The following is a 17664-nucleotide window of genomic DNA, read 5'->3' as shown; positions in this document are numbered from 1 at the left end:
TTATGAAAATTACATTCTACGGACATGCTTGTATCGGAATTGAAGTCAGCGGAAAATACATCTTAGTTGATCCGTTTATTTCAGGAAATGAAAAAGCTACTCATATTGATATTGCTGCCTTAAAAGCAGATTATATTCTCATAACGCATGCTCATTTTGATCATATTGCAGATGTTGAGGTTATTGCTAAAAACAACAATTCGATTATTGTTTCCAATTGGGAAATAGCTACTTATTTTGGTAATAAAGGGTTTCAATATCATCCGATGAATCACGGCGGAAGCTGGCAGTTTGATTTTGGAAGAGTTAAATATGTTGCCGCAATACACTCAAGTTCTTTTCCTGACGCTACTTATGGCGGAAATCCCGGTGGTTTTGTAATTGAAGGCGAGCACAAAAATATTTACATTTCCGGTGACACAGCACTTACAATGGATATGAAACTAATTCCGATGCGAACTAAATTGGATTTAGCGATTTTGCCAATAGGTAATTGTTTCACTATGGATGTTGAAGATGCTATCATGGCTGCAGATTTTGTTGATTGCGATAAGATTTTAGGTTGTCATTATGATACATTTGGTTTTATTATTATCAATCACGATGAAGCCAAAAAGAAATTCTTTGACGCTGGAAAAGATTTAATGCTTTTAGATATTGGAGAAAGCATTTCGCTTTAATGATGAAAGCATCTTACTTCAAATACATACTCAATTTCAAACAAGCCTCAGGAACTTCAAGAGGCATTTTAACCGATAAAGAAACCTGGTTTATCATCTTGGAAAAAGACGGTAAAAAAGGAATAGGTGAGTGCGGAATTCTTCGTGGATTATCTGCAGATGACAGACCCGATTATGAAGAAAAATTAAAATGGACATGTGAAAATATGCATCTCGGAGAGCAAAAACTTTGGGAAGAATTAGTCGAATTTCCATCAATTCAATTTGGAATTGAGATGGCTTTTTTGTCTTTAAAAAGTGAAAATCCATTTGTTTTATTTCCTTCTGATTTTACAAAAAACACTAAAAGCATTTCGATAAATGGTTTGGTTTGGATGGGTAATGAAGCGTTCATGAAAGCTCAAATTGAGGACAAAATTTCACAAGGTTTTAGTTGTGTAAAATTGAAGATTGGAGCCATAGATTTTGATAAAGAAATCGATTTGTTGCGCTTTATCCGAGCTAATTTTGATGAAAAAGCTATTGAAATTCGGGTTGATGCTAACGGTGCTTTCAATGAAAATGAAGCTTTATATAAAATTAACCAAATAACTGGTTTTAAACTTCATAGTATTGAACAACCCATTAAAAAAAAACACACTGACACGATGTCAGTCTTGTGTAAAAATAGCCAAATTCCTATAGCTTTAGATGAAGAGCTTATTGGCGTTTTTTTTACTAAGGAAAAGGAGAATTTACTTCAAGAAATTAAGCCACAATACATCGTTTTAAAGCCAAGTTTTGTTGGCGGATTTAGAGGAACTTTAGAGTGGATTTCTATAGCTGAAAAATTAAATATTGGTTGGTGGATTACTTCCGCTTTGGAAAGTAATGTTGGTTTGAACGCCATTGCTCAATTTACTTTTTTGCAAAGTAATTTGATGCCTCAAGGATTAGGAACAGGAAGTTTATATACTAATAATTTTGACTCTCCGTTGACGGTTTCTAATGGACAACTTTGGTATGATAAAAACAAAGAATGGAATTTTAATTTATAAAAAACCTGCTCAATTGAACAGGTTTTTCTTTTGAAAATTATGTTATCCTGGATGTATATCTAACTCTTTAATTTCTGTTTTATATTTAGCTGGGAGCAATATATTTTTAAAGAATTTATCAATCTTTATATTTCGACTGAATTTGTAAATAGGGATAACAATCGTGAGTAAGGAGAAATCATTTAGATATAATTCCTTTTTTACATGTTTTGGAACTACTAATTTTTGAGCTTCTATCAGCACTTTATATCTCAGTACTCCAAGATGCTTTTTATATTGTTTAAATAGGTCAAAAGTGTATTTGCTTTGTTTTAAGTTTTCCTTCAAATGTGATTCTCTTATAGGTAGCCAATCTTTATAATTTAAAGGCAACTCAGATAACCCCATTCTTGTTCCGACACGATGAAAAACATTATAGACTTCTTCTTTTTCATCGTAAGTCAATTTTGTTTCCAAAAGCTCATAAGATGCAATTGAGTAATGAATTAACATAAATAACACATCGCGATAAGCCCAATCTGGAATCTGAGTACCTCTGTTTTGTTCTACTTTACCGTGTATTTTTCTGAGTACATCAATCGAAGCATTCGCATCATCCTTAGGCGAAAAGACAATCGACTTTGCATACTTTACTGTAGAAAACAATCTTCCCAAAGGATCCGAAGGCAGTTTTCCTGTAAAATAGAGCCAGTCTACAGCCTTATTTAGCGCAAACTCAGCAGAAGCTCCGGCAAATATAAAAAGCACCGTATCGCTCTTTCCCCAGATTTCTCTAACTATTGAATCTTTTTCAACGAATAGTTCCATTATAATTTATTTATCAGTTACAAATTCACTTACTCCAATCGATTTTTCTAGAGAAATACATCACAGCTCCAAGTATTAAGAACAATCCAATGCTGCCAACCAATAATGCGTAATCTTCCATTTGAATAATCACGTAGATGAAGGTGTATAAAACTGAAAGCGAAATTCCGATGAACATTGGAAACTTTCTATTTTTCAAAATCGAAATAGAATACATAGTTATCATAGCGACAACTGAAGTTCCGGCAACGGTATAAGCAAAGCTAAACGTACTGTGTTCTGTAATTGAAATCAGCAAAGTATAAAACATAATCAGCGCCAACCCAATCATAGAATACTGGAAAATATGAATATTGATTTTGCTAACCGATTGAATTAGGAAGAAAATCAGGAAAGTCAAACCAATAACCAGAAAACCATATTTTGAAGCACGTTCGTTTTGTTGGTATTCATCAACAGTTTGGATAAGTTTTACTCCAAACAGATAATCATCCAAATCAGGCAAAGCGTTCACATATTGTTGTGTAAATGTTCGGTTGATATCCAGAATTTTCCAATCGGCGTGAAAACCTTTATTATTTATGGTTTTTGTGGTATCGCTCGCAGCAAATGAACCTTCAAAACTTGGTGATTCCCAATCAGAATCTACGCTTACGGTAGTAACTTTTCCAACAGGAATAAACTTCACGCTATTGCTTCCGTTGTAGGTTATTCCAAAATTAAAATTGATTTTATCATTTTTGATTAAGGCTTTGTAATCAAAGCTGTTTGTGGCTAAAATACTGTAATCACTTTTGTCATTATTTTGTGGTTCAAAAGAGAATTTGTCATTGTTTAATTGAATTTTCAATTCGCTTTTGATGCTTTTTAGATTGGTAGTTTTTACAATTATGGATGCTTTGTTCCATTGAATATTTTCTTCGGTTATGCCCAATTTTGTAAAATTTGGACTTGTGAAATTTCCATTGAAATTCATGTCTGCCTTGAAGACAACATGATTAAAAATACCGCGTTTCAGCGATTCATTTTTCTTGATATTTGAAGTATTTTTCAATTCATTCGGAAAGAAATAAGCATAATTACTTACTGCTTTTCTCTCGATTGTTGTTACTCCAGTTTTGGGATTGGTGACATTGTAGGCTTCATAACTGGTGTACGGAATTCGTAAAATCGGTCCGTAGAATAAAATGTCTTTTCCCCATAAATTGGTCACTTCATCAACCATTGCTGTTTTTCGTTGTGAACGTTCCCGAATTAAATCCTGCACAAAAAATAGCGGAATTAATAAGACTAAAGTTAGGAATCCTACCATTAGCATTTTTGCGGTTGTTGATTGAAAGAAGCCAGTTCTTTCTTCTTGTGGTTCTTTTTCTGAAATTTCCATGATTTAATTGTTTTTATGTTTGAGTTAATAATTGTGAAATACGATTTTAATTTATTTAAAAGTACTTTGAAATTCAAAGTTTATGGATAAAAAAATAGATTAACTTTTTTGGATTAGTTTTTCCAATGCTTCAATGTGTTCTCTAAATGCTTTTTTTCCTTCAGTCGTTGCAATATACCTCGTGTTTGGTTTCTTTCCGATGAATTGTTTTTCAATCATAATATAGTTTTCGGTCTCCAAGGCTTTGGTATGACTGGCAAGATTTCCATCGGTAACGCCTAGCATTTCTTTGAGCATATTAAAATCGGCACTTTCATTGACCATCAGCACTGACATAATCCCGAGACGAATTCGGTGATCAAAAGATTTGTTGATATTTTGTATGATGGTTTTCAAGATTAATTTCTATCGTATTTAAAATACATCATACTTCCGTAAACAATGTGACAAACACCAAATCCCAATGCCCAAAATAACAATCCATATCCGAGAAACCATGTTGAAAGCAACCCTAGCAAAATCATGGTAATTCCTAAATAACGAATATCACCAATGGTGTATTTACTAGCATTTACACAAGCTAAACCATAAAACAATAAAGTTAAAGGAGCAACCAAACCAAACATTTCCTTTTCAATTAAAAACAAAATGAAGAATCCACCTGACGCTAATGGAATCATAAAGTTAATTAGCAATCGTTTTGAAGAAGCGTTCCAAATACTATCATTATTTTTTTTAGCTTTTTTAGCACTCATTACAACTGCAGTAATAATAGAAGCAATCAAAACAGTAAACGCAATAATAAATAGTCTTTCAATCATAGGTTGAGTGACTATTAGATTATCATATTCACCTAAAGTTGTCGTATCAAAATAGATAGTGTTGTAAGCAAGCCAAGCGCCAATCAGCGCATAAATTCCCGCTAATATTCCGGAAAATCCACTCAATGAAATAAATCGGGATGATTTATCCATGATGTTTTTGATTTCTGAAATGTCTTTAAGGTATTTTTCGTTTTCCATTTTAAAGTACTTTGAAAAACAAAGTAAATGAATATTTTTTCTGTGACCAAATGTTTTTTAATATATTTTTGATAAAAATTAAATTATGAAAAAAATCGTCTTATCCGTTTTATTATTCACATCCATTATTTATTCGCAAAGCAACGACCAACAAATGCTAAAGAATATTTACAATTATTCATTGACGAAATCAAATTGCTATTCTTGGTTAGATGATTTGTCCAACAAAATTGGTTCCCGAATGTCGGGTTCAGTTGGAGCAGAAAAAGGAGTGGCTTATGTAAAAGCACAACTCGAAACTTTAGGATTGGATAAAGTATATCTTCAGGAAGTTATGGTGCCAAAATGGGTAAGAGGTGAAAAAGAAACCGCTTATATTTTAGATAATAAAACCAAAGTAAATATACCAATTTGTGCACTTGGCGGTTCAATTGCCACTTCAAAAAATGGATTAACAGCTGAAGTTATTGAAGTGCATAGTTTAAAAGAATTGGAAACTCTTGGTATAGATAAAATAAAAGGGAAAATTGTTTTTTATAACCGACCTTTTGAACCTGAAAATATAGACGCTTTCAAATCGTATGGTAATTGCGTTGACCAAAGATATTATGGAGCTAGAGACGCAGCCAAATATGGTGCAGTGGCTACTATTGTGCGTTCAATGAATTTTAGGTTAGACGATTTTCCACATACAGGAGCACAAAGTTATGGTGATTTGCCAAAGGAACAATATGTTCCAACTGCAGCAATTAGTACTAATGCAGCAGAATTATTGAGTAAAAAACTTAAAGAGAATAATACTTTAAAATTCTTTATGAAACTTTCTTGTCAAACATTTGATGATGTGATTTCCTATAATGTAGTTGGTGAAATCAAAGGTTTCGAGCATCCTGAAAAAATTATGATTGTAGGAGGACATCTTGATTCTTGGGATTTGGCAGACGGTTCACATGATGATGGCGCTGGTGTTGTGCAGAGTATTGAAGTAATTGAACTGTTTAAAAAACTAAATTACAAACCAAAAAATACGATCAGAGTGGTGCTTTTTATGAATGAAGAATTTGGAAGCAGAGGCGGGAAAAAATATGAAGAGTTATCAAAAACATATAAGGAAAACCACATTTTTGCCCTTGAAAGTGATGCTGGTGGATTTTCGCCAAGAGGATTTTCCTTTGAATGTGATGGCGTTAATTTCGAAAAAATAACCAACTGGAAATATTTATTCGAGCCTTATTTGATACATAGTTTTACAATTGGAGAAACAGGTTCTGATATTGGACATCTAACTTCTGCAAAAATTGTAAAAGCAGGATTGATTCCGGATTCGCAACGCTATTTCGATTATCATCATGCAGCAAATGATAAATTTGATGCAGTAAATAAACGAGAACTAGAACTTGGTGCAGCAACGATGGCTTCGTTAATGTACTTGTTCGATCAATACGGAATTGACTAATTAATAAAACCTATCATAAAAAAAACGTCCCAATATTTTCGGGACGTTTTTTATTTAATTTTCTCTGTTGATATAAATCCAACCCGTTTTCGCTGGAAGATTATCTTTGAAATCAATAACATAATAATAAGTACCATCCGGTAATTCATCACCTTTATCAGATTGTCCTTTCCATTCATTGGTATAACCACCTTTGGTATAGACTTTCATTCCATATCTATTGAAAATGCTCAAATGTTTTACATTCAATAAAGTCAGGTCAAAGAATTCGTTATCCCCATCATTGTTTACAGAAATTCCTTTTTGAATACCACAGAAAATTCTAGGTAATGTAATCGGTTCTGTTCTGTAACAACCATCAGAATTAGTAACAGTTAATGAAAAAGTGATAGGCAATTCTTCAATTGGTTCCGTTGAATTTAAATATTCAGTTACATTAAAAGTGCTTGAATTATTACCAACAGCTTGATTATTGCTATTAAACCAAACAAAATTAGCTGTGTTAAGATTAATGGTGTTATTAACTGCGGTAACTTCCAAAATAAAATCTTCACCTACACATTGCCCTGATAATTCGAAATCAAAAGCACTTTGAACCGTTACAGAAAGACTACCATTAATAGCACATTGTCCAGCTGTTGGAGTAAATGTGTAAGTTCCAGAAGTTGTATTGTCAATTACAGCTGGTGACCAAGTTCCTGTTATTCCTTCAATCGATGGCGATGGAAGAGAAGGAGCAGTTTCACCGGTACATAACGGAGCAATAGCATTAAATGTCGGAGTACTATTTGGATTAACAACAATTGTCATTGTAGTTGGAACAGCACATAAACCTATAGTAGGCGTAAATGTGTATAAAGTTGTTCCCAAATTATTCAATGCTGGTGACCAAGTTCCAGTAATGCCTTCTATGGAAGTAGTTGGTAAAGCAGTTAATTGTGCTCCAGAACAAATTGGAAGTACTTGAGTAAAAGTCGGAGTACTATTTGGGCTAATAATCGCCGTCAAAGTTGCAGTAGTTGCACAAATTCCGAAAGTTGGTGTAAAAGTATACACTGTTGTCCCTTCAATAGAATAATCCAAGGTTGAAGGATTCCAGATTCCAGTTATTCCATTCTGAGAAGTAGTTGGTAATTCTACTTGTGGAGATACTCCGGCGCAACTTATAATTGAAGTTCCAATTTCAAAAACTGGAGTTGTATTTGGATTAACTGTTACAACGACACTACCTGAAGTGGCACACTGTCCGGCAGTTGGATTAAACGTATAAGGTAATGTTTGTTCGTTATCAACTATACTTGGAGTCCATGTTCCGGTAAAACCTTCAATAGAAGTTGCTGGCAAGCTTGGAGCAATTCCGCCACTACAAATAGCAGGAATAGTATTAAATGTAGCCGCTACAGGTTCATTTACTGTTATTGTTAAATCAGTAGTTGTAGCACATTGGGTTAGCACATTTGGACTAAATGTAATATCATCTAAAGAGAAATCATTTCCATTTGACAAAATTATTCTGTCATAAATGGCTATTTGTGCGGAAGTAGATGTTCCTGAATTCCATGTATAGCTAATTTGTGCCCATTCGCAATTGGTAGCAGGTGCTGTTATTGCTCCAATGGATGTTCCGTTAATAGTTACGTCAATATTGGCTCGATTTGGAGTTGCTACTGTTTGTAACCAATAGCTAAAAGTGTAGTCTTGATTTGGTATTACGGTAACTGTTTGTGCCCATACTTTATCATTTCCTGCATTAGTAGTTGAGCCATCAACAACCATTATATTCCCAGACGTAGCAGTATGTCCTGTGCACGATGGAAAAAATTGGAACCATAAATTTGCAGCGGTTACTATACCATAAGCTTTTTGAACTCCAGATAATCCAGCATCATTTAAATACTGATAATCAGAAGTAAATCCAGTATTGCCAGCTGAAAAATCACCATTAGGAATCAAATTAGTAGAAGAAGAACTCGACGAATTTGGTGTAAAAGTATAGGTGGTGGTAGCTGTATTGTTAAACGCTGGTGACCAAGTTCCTGTAATCCCTTCAATTGAAGTAGTTGGTAACGGATTCAAAGTTTCACCGCTACATATTGGTAAAATTGGTTCAAATGTTGGGGTTGTAATTGGGTCAAAAAGAGAATAGGAGCCACTAGCTATCAAACAACCATTTGCATGTATGAATATATTATTATAATCACCAGCATTCAATCCGGTAATAGTGTAGTCTCCATTAGTAGTCGATGTAATAACTGTACTTACGGGACTTCCATCATCTTCATAAGATAAATCATATTGGGTATTAGGAGCTAGATTTGTAATTAAAATCGAACCATCTGTTCCATTACATGTAGTTGGATTTGTTCCAAAATAGCCTGGGGTATTTTGTAATGTATAAGTAGCGATATAATTATTACCATTATTATTTATATAAATAGTATCATCACATTGTGTTGTAGCATTTACATCTCCAGTAACATCATAGAAGACCTCCAAGACATAGTCACCGGCAGGATAAGCTGTCAAATCTATCGGAGATTCATTATTGTTTAAGACTTCTTGCCATTTTTGATCACCCGGATTACAAGGGCCACCACTCGGGAAAGAACCACTTACGCAATTGTTATAAAATGGTAAATCTAAAATAGTAAAGGCACCTGGAGTTCCTGATTGTGGATAAATTCTATAATTCAATCGAGCGCTACAAACATTTGCGGTTACTGACTTAAATGTTTTTACTTCGGCACCTCTTAATTTAAAAGTGTTTGAGTTAGAAATATAAGTTCCAAAATCAGTATTAGGGAAAACATTTGTAACTGGTCCAATGATAGAAGCACCCGAACCAACAGTGTTAAAGAAATCATTATTCTCACAATTCGTCAACCAAACTGCGCTTGCAAAACTACCAAAAGAACAATCTTGATAAACTGTAACTGATAATGTGGTGGTTGAAGCACATTGACCAGAATTTGGAGTAAAGGTGTATGTTGCAGTTTGTGTATTGTCAACAACATTTGGTAACCATGTTCCCGTAATTCCATTTAATGAAGTTAAAGGTAATGTTGGTGCAACACCACCAGTACAAATTGGCGCAGGTGATATAAACGTTGGTACTACTACATTGTTATTTACAGTAACGACAACACTTGCTGAACTTGCACATTGACCAGAATTTGGAGTAAAGGCATAAGTAGCAGTTTGTGTATTGTCGACAACCGTTGGTAACCAAGTTCCAGCAATTCCATTTAATGAACTTAGAGGTAATGTAGGAGCAGTGGTTCCAAGACAAATAGATGCTGGTGTTGTAAATGTTGGTGTTATATTGTCATTTACGGTTACAATAATACTTCCCGGACTTGCACATTGTCCTATAGTTGGTGTAAAATTGTAAGTTGTGGTTTGTGAATTATTTATTGTGTTTGGCAGCCAAGTTCCTGTAATGCTTTCGATTGAAGTTAAAGGTAATAAAGGAGTAGTTCCACCATTACAAATAGCAGGAATGGCATTAAAAGTTGAGATAACAGGCGTATTAACAGTAACGGTTCCCGAAGCGTTAGGACTGGTCGCTCCACTTGTTGTATCAGTAATGATGACACTATAAATTCCAGCTACATTAGTAAAGAAACTAGCTACATTTCCAGGGTTTGAAGCTCCTGAAGGCACTGTCCATATATAATTATATGTTCCTAAAGTACTAGGTGTCGCAATTACGTTCGCCGGTGTTCCTTGACATACTATTGGATTATTAACACTTACGTTCAAAGTAGCAAGTGGGATAGGACAAATTGTAGCAACTTTTAAAGCATAAGCTAAATAAGCGTGGGTAAGGCCGCCTGTTGTTAAATAATTTATTGAAAAACTAGTTACTGGAGTTGTACTTCCAAACCATGATGCATATGCGCTATTATTACCACCTATACTTGTTGCAACAGCGCCTGTCAGAGTAGTAGTAACATTAGTTGATGTTGTAGAGGTGAATGTTACACCAACAAAATCAAATGAATCATCCCAAGTATCTATATCAATGTCAGCCATACTATATCTATCAATGATTACAGGGGTAGAGAATGTAAATGTCAATCTTCTTGAAGGAGGAGTATCAGAAGGTCCATTAGTAGCAAATGTGTTGTTGCCGGTTACCACTAGGTTTGTAGCAGTACCAGCAGGACTATCAATAGTTACAGCGTTACCAGCACCAGTGAAAGAAAGGGTAACTGTTCCACCCGGATAAGTTCCAGATAAAGTACTTGCGTCACTAGCTGAATTCCACACAACATAACTACCAGCTAGATTTTGGTAGGCAGGCGTCCAATTACTTGTTTCTGAACCTGAACAAACACTTCTAACATAATATTTATTACAACAATTTGGTGTAAGACCAGTTACAGTATATGGATTTGAGTTAGTTGAAATCCAACCAGTAGCGCTATTTGTAGGTGCTGGAGAACCGCAAGGTAAAGTTAGAATTTGCCAAGAATTTGCATTTCCTGCTTCAACCCAACTTAATTGCGATGTTGTAGTAACTACATTACTCGCTGTTACACCCAGAGGATTAGGACAAGCAGCTGCTGGAGCACAAGTAATATTTGATGACCAACCAGCTTGAGTTATCGATCCATTTGATATAAATACAAAATATAAACATCCATTTGTAGCAGATGAAGTGATTGGTGGAGGTAAATTTGTACCCGAATAAGAACCAATTAAAGGAGCTGTTGCACTATTACCATTGTAGATTCTTAAAATATCATTGTTGTTTTCAGTATCAAAAGAAGTAAAAGTTATGGTGACTTTATCTGTTGGTGATGAAGGACAAATTAGCGTTCCTATATTTGAATTATTTGCATAATTACTTAATACTCCTGAGTCCAAAAAATTTCCACCACAGCCTGGAGGTGCGATTTGAGTTGTTATTGTTGCCAAATTTGACCATTCACTAACACCATCACTGCCACAATTTCCACGAACATATAGGTTATAGCATGTATTTGGAAATAATCCGTTGAGCACAAAAGGATTTGTTAAAGCTGTCACCCAACCTGTCGTTGTTTCATTTGGAGTTGGTGAGCCACAAGTTAATGCTAAAACTTGCCAAGAAGTAGCATTACCCACATTGGTCCACGCTAGGTTAACCGAATTGTTAGTAACAGTTGATGTTGTTAAGTTTGTTGGTTTACGACATAAAGGTGCCGGAGCACAAGTTACATTAGAAGTCCAACCAGCTTGGGTTCCTGTAAAGTCAGATGTAAAAACAAAAGTTAAGCATCCACTGGTAGCGTTTGAAGTAAAGGTTGGTGGAATAGCAGTTCCAGTATACGATCCTAATAAAGGTGCTGAAGCATTGTCTCCGTCATATATTCTTAAAAAATCAAAACCACTTTCAAGACTGAATGAAGTAAACGATACAGTTACCAAATCTCCAATATTTGTTGGACAAATGGTTGTTGTTATGTTAGCATTATTATTATAGATTCCAGTCGGGCCACCGGTATCAACAAAGTTTCCACCACAAACTGGTGGTAAAGCTTGAGTTGTAAAAGTAGTTAAAGCTGACCAGGCACTGCTATCTGAAGCCGAGCAAGCCGCTCTTACATATACATCATAACAAGTTAATGAAGTTAACCCAGTTAGAGTAAACGGATTTGAATTCGCATTAACAAATCCCGTTGAAGCAGCTGTTGGTGAAGGAGAACCACATGTTAAAGCCAAGACCTGCCAAGAACTTGGTATTGTTGTATCAGGGTTTGCAGGTTGTGTCCAACTTAAAATTGCTGAAGTTGCTGTAACTGTTGAATTTGTTAAAGATATAGGTTTGCTACAAGTTGGAGCAGGTGTACATGTTACATTCGAAATCCAACCTGTTTGATTAATACTACTATCAGAAGTAAAAACAAAAGTTAAACAACCATTGGGTGTACTTGAAGTATAAGTTGGAGGCAAAGATGTACCTGTATATGTTCCAAGTAATGGAGCCGAAACATTACTTCCATCATAAATTTTAAGACTATCACAACAACTTTCTAATGAGAAAGCAGTGAAAGTTACAGTCACTAAATCTCCAGTATTTACAGGACAAATTGTTGTGGTTACGTTAGCGTTATCAGTATAATTTCCAGTTGTACCACCAGTATCAACAAAATTTCCACCACAAACTGGCGGTAGAGCCTGAGTTGTAAAAGTAGTTAAAGCTGACCAGGCACTTCTATCTGAAGCCGAACATGCTGCTCTTACATAGACAGCATAACAGGTAGTTGGATTCAATCCAGTTAAAGTAAATGGATTTGTAGAAGCAGTAACAAACCCGGTTGAAGAAGCCGTTGGTGCTGGAGAACCACAAGGCAAAGCTAAAACTTGCCAAGCATTTGCAGTTGTTGTATTTGGATTTGCTGGTTGTGTCCAACTTAAAATTACTGAGGTTGCAGTAACTGTAGAATTTGTTAAGGATATGGGTTTACTACATGTTGGAGCAGGCGAACACGTTACATTGGCTATCCAACCTGTCTGATTTATACTGCTGTCAGAAGTAAAAACAAAAGTTAAACAACCATTTGGTATACTCGAAGTATATGTAGGAGGCAAAGTTGTACCTGTGTATGTGCCCAATAAAGCTCCAGCTGGACTGCTTCCATCATAAATTTTGAGACTATCGCAACAACTTTCTAATGAAAATGAAGTAAATGTAACTGTTACCAAATCGCCAACATTGGTCGGGCAAATAGTAGTTGTTGAGTTTGCATTATCACTATAGTTTCCGGTTGTCCCACCTGTATCAACAAAGTTTCCACCGCAAATTGGTGGTGCAGCTTGGGTTGTAAAAGAACTTGCAATTCTTGACCAAGCACTACTATCTGAAGCCGAACAAACCGCTCTAACATAAATATCATAACAGCTTACTGGAGATAATCCAGTTAAAGTGAATGGATTTGAGGTTGCGCTAACAAATCCGGTTGAACTAGCAGTTGGCGCAGCTGAACCACATGGTAAAGCCAAAACCTGCCAAGCCGTGGCAACTGATGAATTGGGATTTGCAGGTTGTGTCCAACTTACACTAACCGAACTTGAAGTTACCGTCGAATTGGTTACCGCTGTAGGTATACTACATGTTGGCGCTGGTGCACAAGTAACATTACTTACCCAACCAGCGGCTGTAGTTGTAGCATTTGAAGTAAATACAAATGTTAAGCATCCGCTAACTGCAGAAGATGTAAAAGCTGGCGGTAAAGTAGTTCCAGTTAAAGTGGCTAATAAAGGAGCTGAGGCATTATTTCCATCATATACTTTCAACAAATCAGAACTATTTTGAATGTTAAAAGAAGTAAATGTAACCGTAACTTGGTCTCCAGGATTTGTAGGGCATATCGTTGTAGTTATATTTTCATTATTAGCATAATTGCCTCCTACACCACCAGAGTCAACAAAATTACCACCACAAACAGGTGGAGCTGTTCCGGTTGTAAAATTAGCAGAAACTGCAGACCATGCACTTGTAAATCCGGTTGAACATACTGCTCTAACATAATACTTATAAGTTGTATTTGGAAGCAATCCGGTTACTATATATGGTAATGTACTTGTTGTATTTGTTGGTATTCCTGTAGGTGTTCCAGATGCAGGAACAACTTCTATTTCCCAAGTAGTTCCTGAGCCGTTTGGATTCAGCCAGTTTAAAGTAGCTCCATTTGTTGTAATAGCAGAGAAAGTTAATCCGGTTGGGGACAAACATTGAGAGTTAATACCAACGCTATCTATTAACCATCTATCACCATCTATAGAGGTAGTAGGTTGTGTAAATACTTTTACAAAAGAAATATAAACAAAAGTGCCAGCAAAAGCAGATAAATCAACTGTTTTTTCAGTATAGATATTAAAGTTTGTTGTAGGTACAATCAATTCTGATTCTGTCCATTGTTGTACTAACGAATAGGCAGAAATATCAATTTGTGAGGCAGAGGCGGGAGCTACTTTTATTTGATAAATTGTTCCTTGATTTCCACTGGTAAACATTCTTGTAAAAAAATGTAATTCACCGTTGGTTGGAATTTGTACTGCTGGTGTAGCTAAATAATTTTCGGAAGTGTTACCTTGACCAATATTATCCCTGGATATATAAGCGGCATTCGTACCTTGATAAACCGTTACCGGCGTTGAAATTGTAGCATTTATTCCCCAACGTTGTGTGCCAATACTATTATCAAAAACGGCCCAATTTCCTGATTCTAAAGTCCAGTTAGTTGAAGGAAAGGCATCGGGACCAGTTGTGTTTTCAAAACCTTCTGTGAATTGCGAATAGGTATTAAATGAAAATAGTAATAGCGTTAGAAAGAATAAAAATTTTTTCATATTGGTTGGTTTTAGGTCGAAGATGAAATGAAAAATTATATTTTGAAGATTCCGCCAAAAGCAATTATTCGTTGTAAAAATAAAAAATGTTGTGATGCTCTATCTGATAGGTCTTTGGTTGTTCTTATGTCGTTCATATTGATATATCCGCCTTTCATTTCGGCTTCAATAAAAAAGTATTTGAAGAAAGTCAAATTCAAACCAACTTTAGCAGAAACTCCAAATCCAGAAACATGAAAATCGTCGTGTCTTTCTTTGCCAAGTAAAGTAGCATTCGTTTTTGGATATAATATTCCAGCTCCGACACCTTCAGTGATGTTCACTTGAAATTTATCAGTATTTCTAATTTTGAAAAGTTTTGAAACATCATCCACACGAGAAAACTCTGTATTAATATAATTCAAACCATCAGTGTGTTCAAATTTCAGAAAAGTACCATCTGTCATATCAATCGTATGATTTCCGGATGGTAAATAAACTCCGGCATAGTCAGGATACGATGCTCCAACAACACCAGCAATTTCAACATTTTGATTTTGAATCATCACATATTTCATATGGTCAAGCCCAATAGAAATATTATAATGGTCATTGATAAAGTAACCGATTCTCAAATTGGTTTGCGGAATCGTCATTCGTGATGGATTCACATAGTCTAATTGCCAACCTTTTGGTTTGTCATTTGCCATAACATCATAAAGGGTAAAATCATAATCTGGCCCTTTGAAGTGAATGTCTGATTTGGAAAAACTTTCGCGATTTCCACCCCAAAACACATACATTTTTCCCTTGTTATGTGCGGTATATTTATCTGGATTAGCTATTTTTTCTTGTGCAGAAACAGCTTGTGTCAAAGCAAAAGAAGTTATGAATGAAAATAAAATTATTTTTTTCAAGATGTTTTGTATTAAAATTGATTGATTGTTTTTCTTATAGCTACTAAACGGGTCATTAAACCTTCAAAATAGTCTAAATGCAACATATTAGCACCATCGCTTTTAGCATTAGCCGGGTCAAAATGGGTTTCGATAAAAATACCATCAACGCCAACAACAATTCCGGCTTTGGCAATAGTTTCAATCATGTCTGGTCTTCCGCCCGTTACACCAGCCGTTTGATTGGGTTGTTGTAACGAATGAGTAACATCTAAAACAGTTGTTGCGTACTGTTGCATTGTTGGAATTCCGCGAAAGTCAACTATCATATCCTGATAGCCAAACATACTTCCTCTATCGGTAACCATTACATTCTCATTGTTGCAATCCAATACTTTTTGAACCGCATGTTTCATGCTTTCTGGACTCATGAATTGTCCTTTTTTAAGATTGACTACTTTACCAGTATTTGCCGCTGCTACTACTAAATCCGTCTGGCGAACCAAAAAAGCTGGAATTTGTAACACATCAACATATTGAGCTGCTTTATCAGCATCTTCATTTGTATGAATGTCTGTAACGGTTGGAACATGAAAAGTTTCAGAAACTTTACGTAGTATTCTTAACGCTTTCTCATCACCAATGCCTGAAAAACTATCAATCCGAGAGCGATTTGCTTTTTTGAAAGAACCTTTAAATACGTATGGAATTTGTAATTTGTCTGTTATTGTAACTAGTTTTTCGGCTATTTTCATCGCCATTTCTTCTCCTTCAATTGCACATGGACCAGCAAGAACAAAGAAATTTCCACTATCAATGTTTTTGATTTGTGGAATAGTATTTAAATTCATAAACTTATTGTTTTTAAGACCGCTAAGGTAAGCATATTTTGAATATTTCTTACAGTATAATTAGTTATTGTTTAATAGAAAGTCCAAGTGGTACAAGTAAATATCCTTTCTCATAAATGTTTAAATACAATTTTATTGACTTAGTTTGTCCTTCCCATTTTAACTCATAAATATCAAGAAAACCTGCTCCAATTTCTGTTTTTTTTGTAGGGAATGGACAACAACTTTCAATTTTAGAAAAGGTTATTTTCTCCCCTTTTGGTCCAGCTAAAGCATTTAAAAAACGTTCTGCATTTAGGTTTTCATCTTTAGTATTTTTGTAAAAAACATTGATAGGATAATCAGGGTTATATCCATACTTTTTGTCTTTACTGTATTCTGTTAAAACAAAAGTGTTGTTTGCTGATACTATTGGAATTGGTGCATTGTCATCTACATTTTTTAAAGTAGATTTTGTACTAACGCAAGATGAGGTTGTTATTGCGATAAGAATTGCGACTAAAAAAGGCTTGATTTTCATGATAAATAATTTTTTTTTCTTTCCTTTTACAATTATCATGCAAAAAAATTACATATCAAAAATAAGGAATTTATAGCAATAGTTTATCGATGCAGTTCAAATGAATTTCTATTTTTGTAAAAAAGATATTGTATGGAATTTTTAACTCACACTTGGCATTGGTCGGTTACAGGTTTTCTTATCGCAACGGTTATGCTCACGCTCAATTATTTCGGAAAAGTATTTGGCATGTCGTCCAACTTACGCTCGTTATGTGCTATGACCGGCATTGGAAAAAAAATTTCCTTTTTTGATTGGGATTGGAAATCGCAACGCTGGAATTTAGCCATAGTTATAGGTGCAATGATTGGCGGTTATGTGGCAGTTCATTTTTTAAGCGATGCTTCGAATGTCGATATAAATCCAAAAACTATTGAACAATTATCTGCTATTGGAATTGATGCCCCAAATGGGAAATTATTACCTGATGCATTATTTGGAAGCCAAATATTTCGTTCACCAAAAATGATAAGCATCTTACTTATTGGCGGATTATTAATAGGTTTTGGTTCCCGATATGCCGGAGGTTGTACTTCAGGTCACGCCATTGCCGGAATGAGTAATTTGCAATTGCCTTCATTGAAAGCGGTTATTGGATTTTTTATTGGTGGATTAATAATGTCACATTATATTTTACCCTTACTTTTTTAAGC

At 35.0% G+C, this 17664-nt stretch carries 12 protein-coding genes; 4 read left to right on the top strand and 8 right to left on the bottom strand.

The genetic code is table 11. From position 1 onward, the window contains the following. Nucleotides 1–2 precede the first annotated feature (2 nt). Both QWY90_RS10365 and QWY90_RS10360 read left to right on the top strand, forming a co-directional pair. Entirely contained in the window at nucleotides 3–680 is a 678-nt protein-coding gene (locus QWY90_RS10365; protein ID WP_290285856.1) for a metal-dependent hydrolase, read from the top strand. Between the two features lie 2 nt (nucleotides 681–682). Beyond that, nucleotides 683–1717 (top strand): o-succinylbenzoate synthase, encoded by a 1035-nt coding sequence (locus QWY90_RS10360; protein ID WP_290285855.1) that lies wholly within the window; start codon nucleotides 683–685, stop codon nucleotides 1715–1717. A 42-nt stretch (nucleotides 1718–1759) separates the two neighbouring features. Here QWY90_RS10360 and QWY90_RS10355 read toward each other — a convergent pair whose 3' ends face one another. The 4 genes from QWY90_RS10355 to QWY90_RS10340 all read right to left on the bottom strand — a co-directional run bounded on the left by QWY90_RS10355 (nucleotide 1760) and on the right by QWY90_RS10340 (nucleotide 4930). Next, nucleotides 1760–2524 carry an oxygenase MpaB family protein gene (locus tag QWY90_RS10355; protein WP_290285854.1) on the bottom strand — a complete coding sequence of 255 codons (765 nt, stop codon included), beginning with the start codon at nucleotides 2522–2524 and terminating at the stop codon, nucleotides 1760–1762. A 25-nt stretch (nucleotides 2525–2549) separates the two neighbouring features. Then, complete coding sequence (gene creD / locus QWY90_RS10350; RefSeq protein ID WP_290285853.1) at nucleotides 2550–3908, bottom strand: cell envelope integrity protein CreD; 1359 nt, start codon at nucleotides 3906–3908, stop codon at nucleotides 2550–2552. Between the two features lie 99 nt (nucleotides 3909–4007). Continuing rightward, a complete protein-coding gene (locus QWY90_RS10345) occupies nucleotides 4008–4304 on the bottom strand; it encodes a winged helix-turn-helix domain-containing protein (RefSeq protein WP_290285852.1) in 297 nt (98 codons plus the stop codon). Between the two features lie 2 nt (nucleotides 4305–4306). Continuing rightward, nucleotides 4307–4930, bottom strand: coding sequence for a hypothetical protein (locus QWY90_RS10340; protein WP_290285851.1), 624 nt, complete (start codon nucleotides 4928–4930; stop codon nucleotides 4307–4309). 85 nt (nucleotides 4931–5015) lie between these two features. Between QWY90_RS10340 and QWY90_RS10335 the strand changes: the two genes are divergently transcribed. Beyond that, complete coding sequence (locus QWY90_RS10335) at nucleotides 5016–6386, top strand: M20/M25/M40 family metallo-hydrolase (RefSeq protein WP_379691506.1); 1371 nt, start codon at nucleotides 5016–5018, stop codon at nucleotides 6384–6386. Nucleotides 6387–6440: 54 nt separating this feature from the next. On the opposite strand, the gene QWY90_RS10330 is transcribed toward QWY90_RS10335, so the two are convergent. The 4 genes from QWY90_RS10330 to QWY90_RS10315 form a co-directional block, all read right to left on the bottom strand. Then, entirely contained in the window at nucleotides 6441–14726 is an 8286-nt protein-coding gene (locus tag QWY90_RS10330; RefSeq protein ID WP_290285850.1) for a CUB domain-containing protein, read from the bottom strand. 35 nt (nucleotides 14727–14761) lie between these two features. Next, nucleotides 14762–15622, bottom strand: coding sequence for a hypothetical protein (locus QWY90_RS10325; RefSeq protein WP_290285849.1), 861 nt, complete (start codon nucleotides 15620–15622; stop codon nucleotides 14762–14764). An 11-nt stretch (nucleotides 15623–15633) separates the two neighbouring features. Further along, nucleotides 15634–16452 carry a 3-deoxy-8-phosphooctulonate synthase gene (gene kdsA / locus QWY90_RS10320; RefSeq protein WP_290285848.1) on the bottom strand — a complete coding sequence of 273 codons (819 nt, stop codon included), beginning with the start codon at nucleotides 16450–16452 and terminating at the stop codon, nucleotides 15634–15636. Nucleotides 16453–16516: 64 nt separating this feature from the next. After that, nucleotides 16517–16972, bottom strand: coding sequence for a 2-dehydro-3-deoxyphosphooctonate aldolase (locus tag QWY90_RS10315; RefSeq protein WP_290285847.1), 456 nt, complete (start codon nucleotides 16970–16972; stop codon nucleotides 16517–16519). A gap of 132 nt (nucleotides 16973–17104) precedes the next feature. Between QWY90_RS10315 and QWY90_RS10310 the strand changes: the two genes are divergently transcribed. Continuing rightward, on the top strand, nucleotides 17105–17662 hold the full coding sequence (locus QWY90_RS10310) for a YeeE/YedE family protein (RefSeq protein WP_290285846.1): 558 nt from the start codon (nucleotides 17105–17107) through the stop codon (nucleotides 17660–17662). Nucleotides 17663–17664: the final 2 nt, after the last annotated feature.

The sequence above is a fragment of the Flavobacterium paronense genome (assembly GCF_030409795.1).
GTDB classification, from domain to species: Bacteria; Bacteroidota; Bacteroidia; order Flavobacteriales; family Flavobacteriaceae; genus Flavobacterium; species Flavobacterium paronense.
This window is presented reverse-complemented; position numbering and strand designations above follow the sequence as displayed.

Bases quoted from the DNA above. Each gene is read 5' to 3' on its own strand.
- kdsA (WP_290285848.1), bottom strand. From the start codon at position 16,452: ATGAATTTAAATACTATTCCACAAATCAAAAACATTGATAGTGGAAAT.
- QWY90_RS10335 (WP_379691506.1), top strand. From the start codon at position 5,016: ATGAAAAAAATCGTCTTATCCGTTTTATTATTCACATCCATTATTTAT.
- QWY90_RS10330 (WP_290285850.1), bottom strand. From the start codon at position 14,726: ATGAAAAAATTTTTATTCTTTCTAACGCTATTACTATTTTCATTTAAT.
- QWY90_RS10310 (WP_290285846.1), top strand. From the start codon at position 17,105: ATGGAATTTTTAACTCACACTTGGCATTGGTCGGTTACAGGTTTTCTT.
- QWY90_RS10360 (WP_290285855.1), top strand. From the start codon at position 683: ATGAAAGCATCTTACTTCAAATACATACTCAATTTCAAACAAGCCTCA.
- QWY90_RS10365 (WP_290285856.1), top strand. From the start codon at position 3: ATGAAAATTACATTCTACGGACATGCTTGTATCGGAATTGAAGTCAGC.
- QWY90_RS10315 (WP_290285847.1), bottom strand. From the start codon at position 16,972: ATGAAAATCAAGCCTTTTTTAGTCGCAATTCTTATCGCAATAACAACC.
- creD (WP_290285853.1), bottom strand. From the start codon at position 3,908: ATGGAAATTTCAGAAAAAGAACCACAAGAAGAAAGAACTGGCTTCTTT.
- QWY90_RS10340 (WP_290285851.1), bottom strand. From the start codon at position 4,930: ATGGAAAACGAAAAATACCTTAAAGACATTTCAGAAATCAAAAACATC.
- QWY90_RS10355 (WP_290285854.1), bottom strand. From the start codon at position 2,524: ATGGAACTATTCGTTGAAAAAGATTCAATAGTTAGAGAAATCTGGGGA.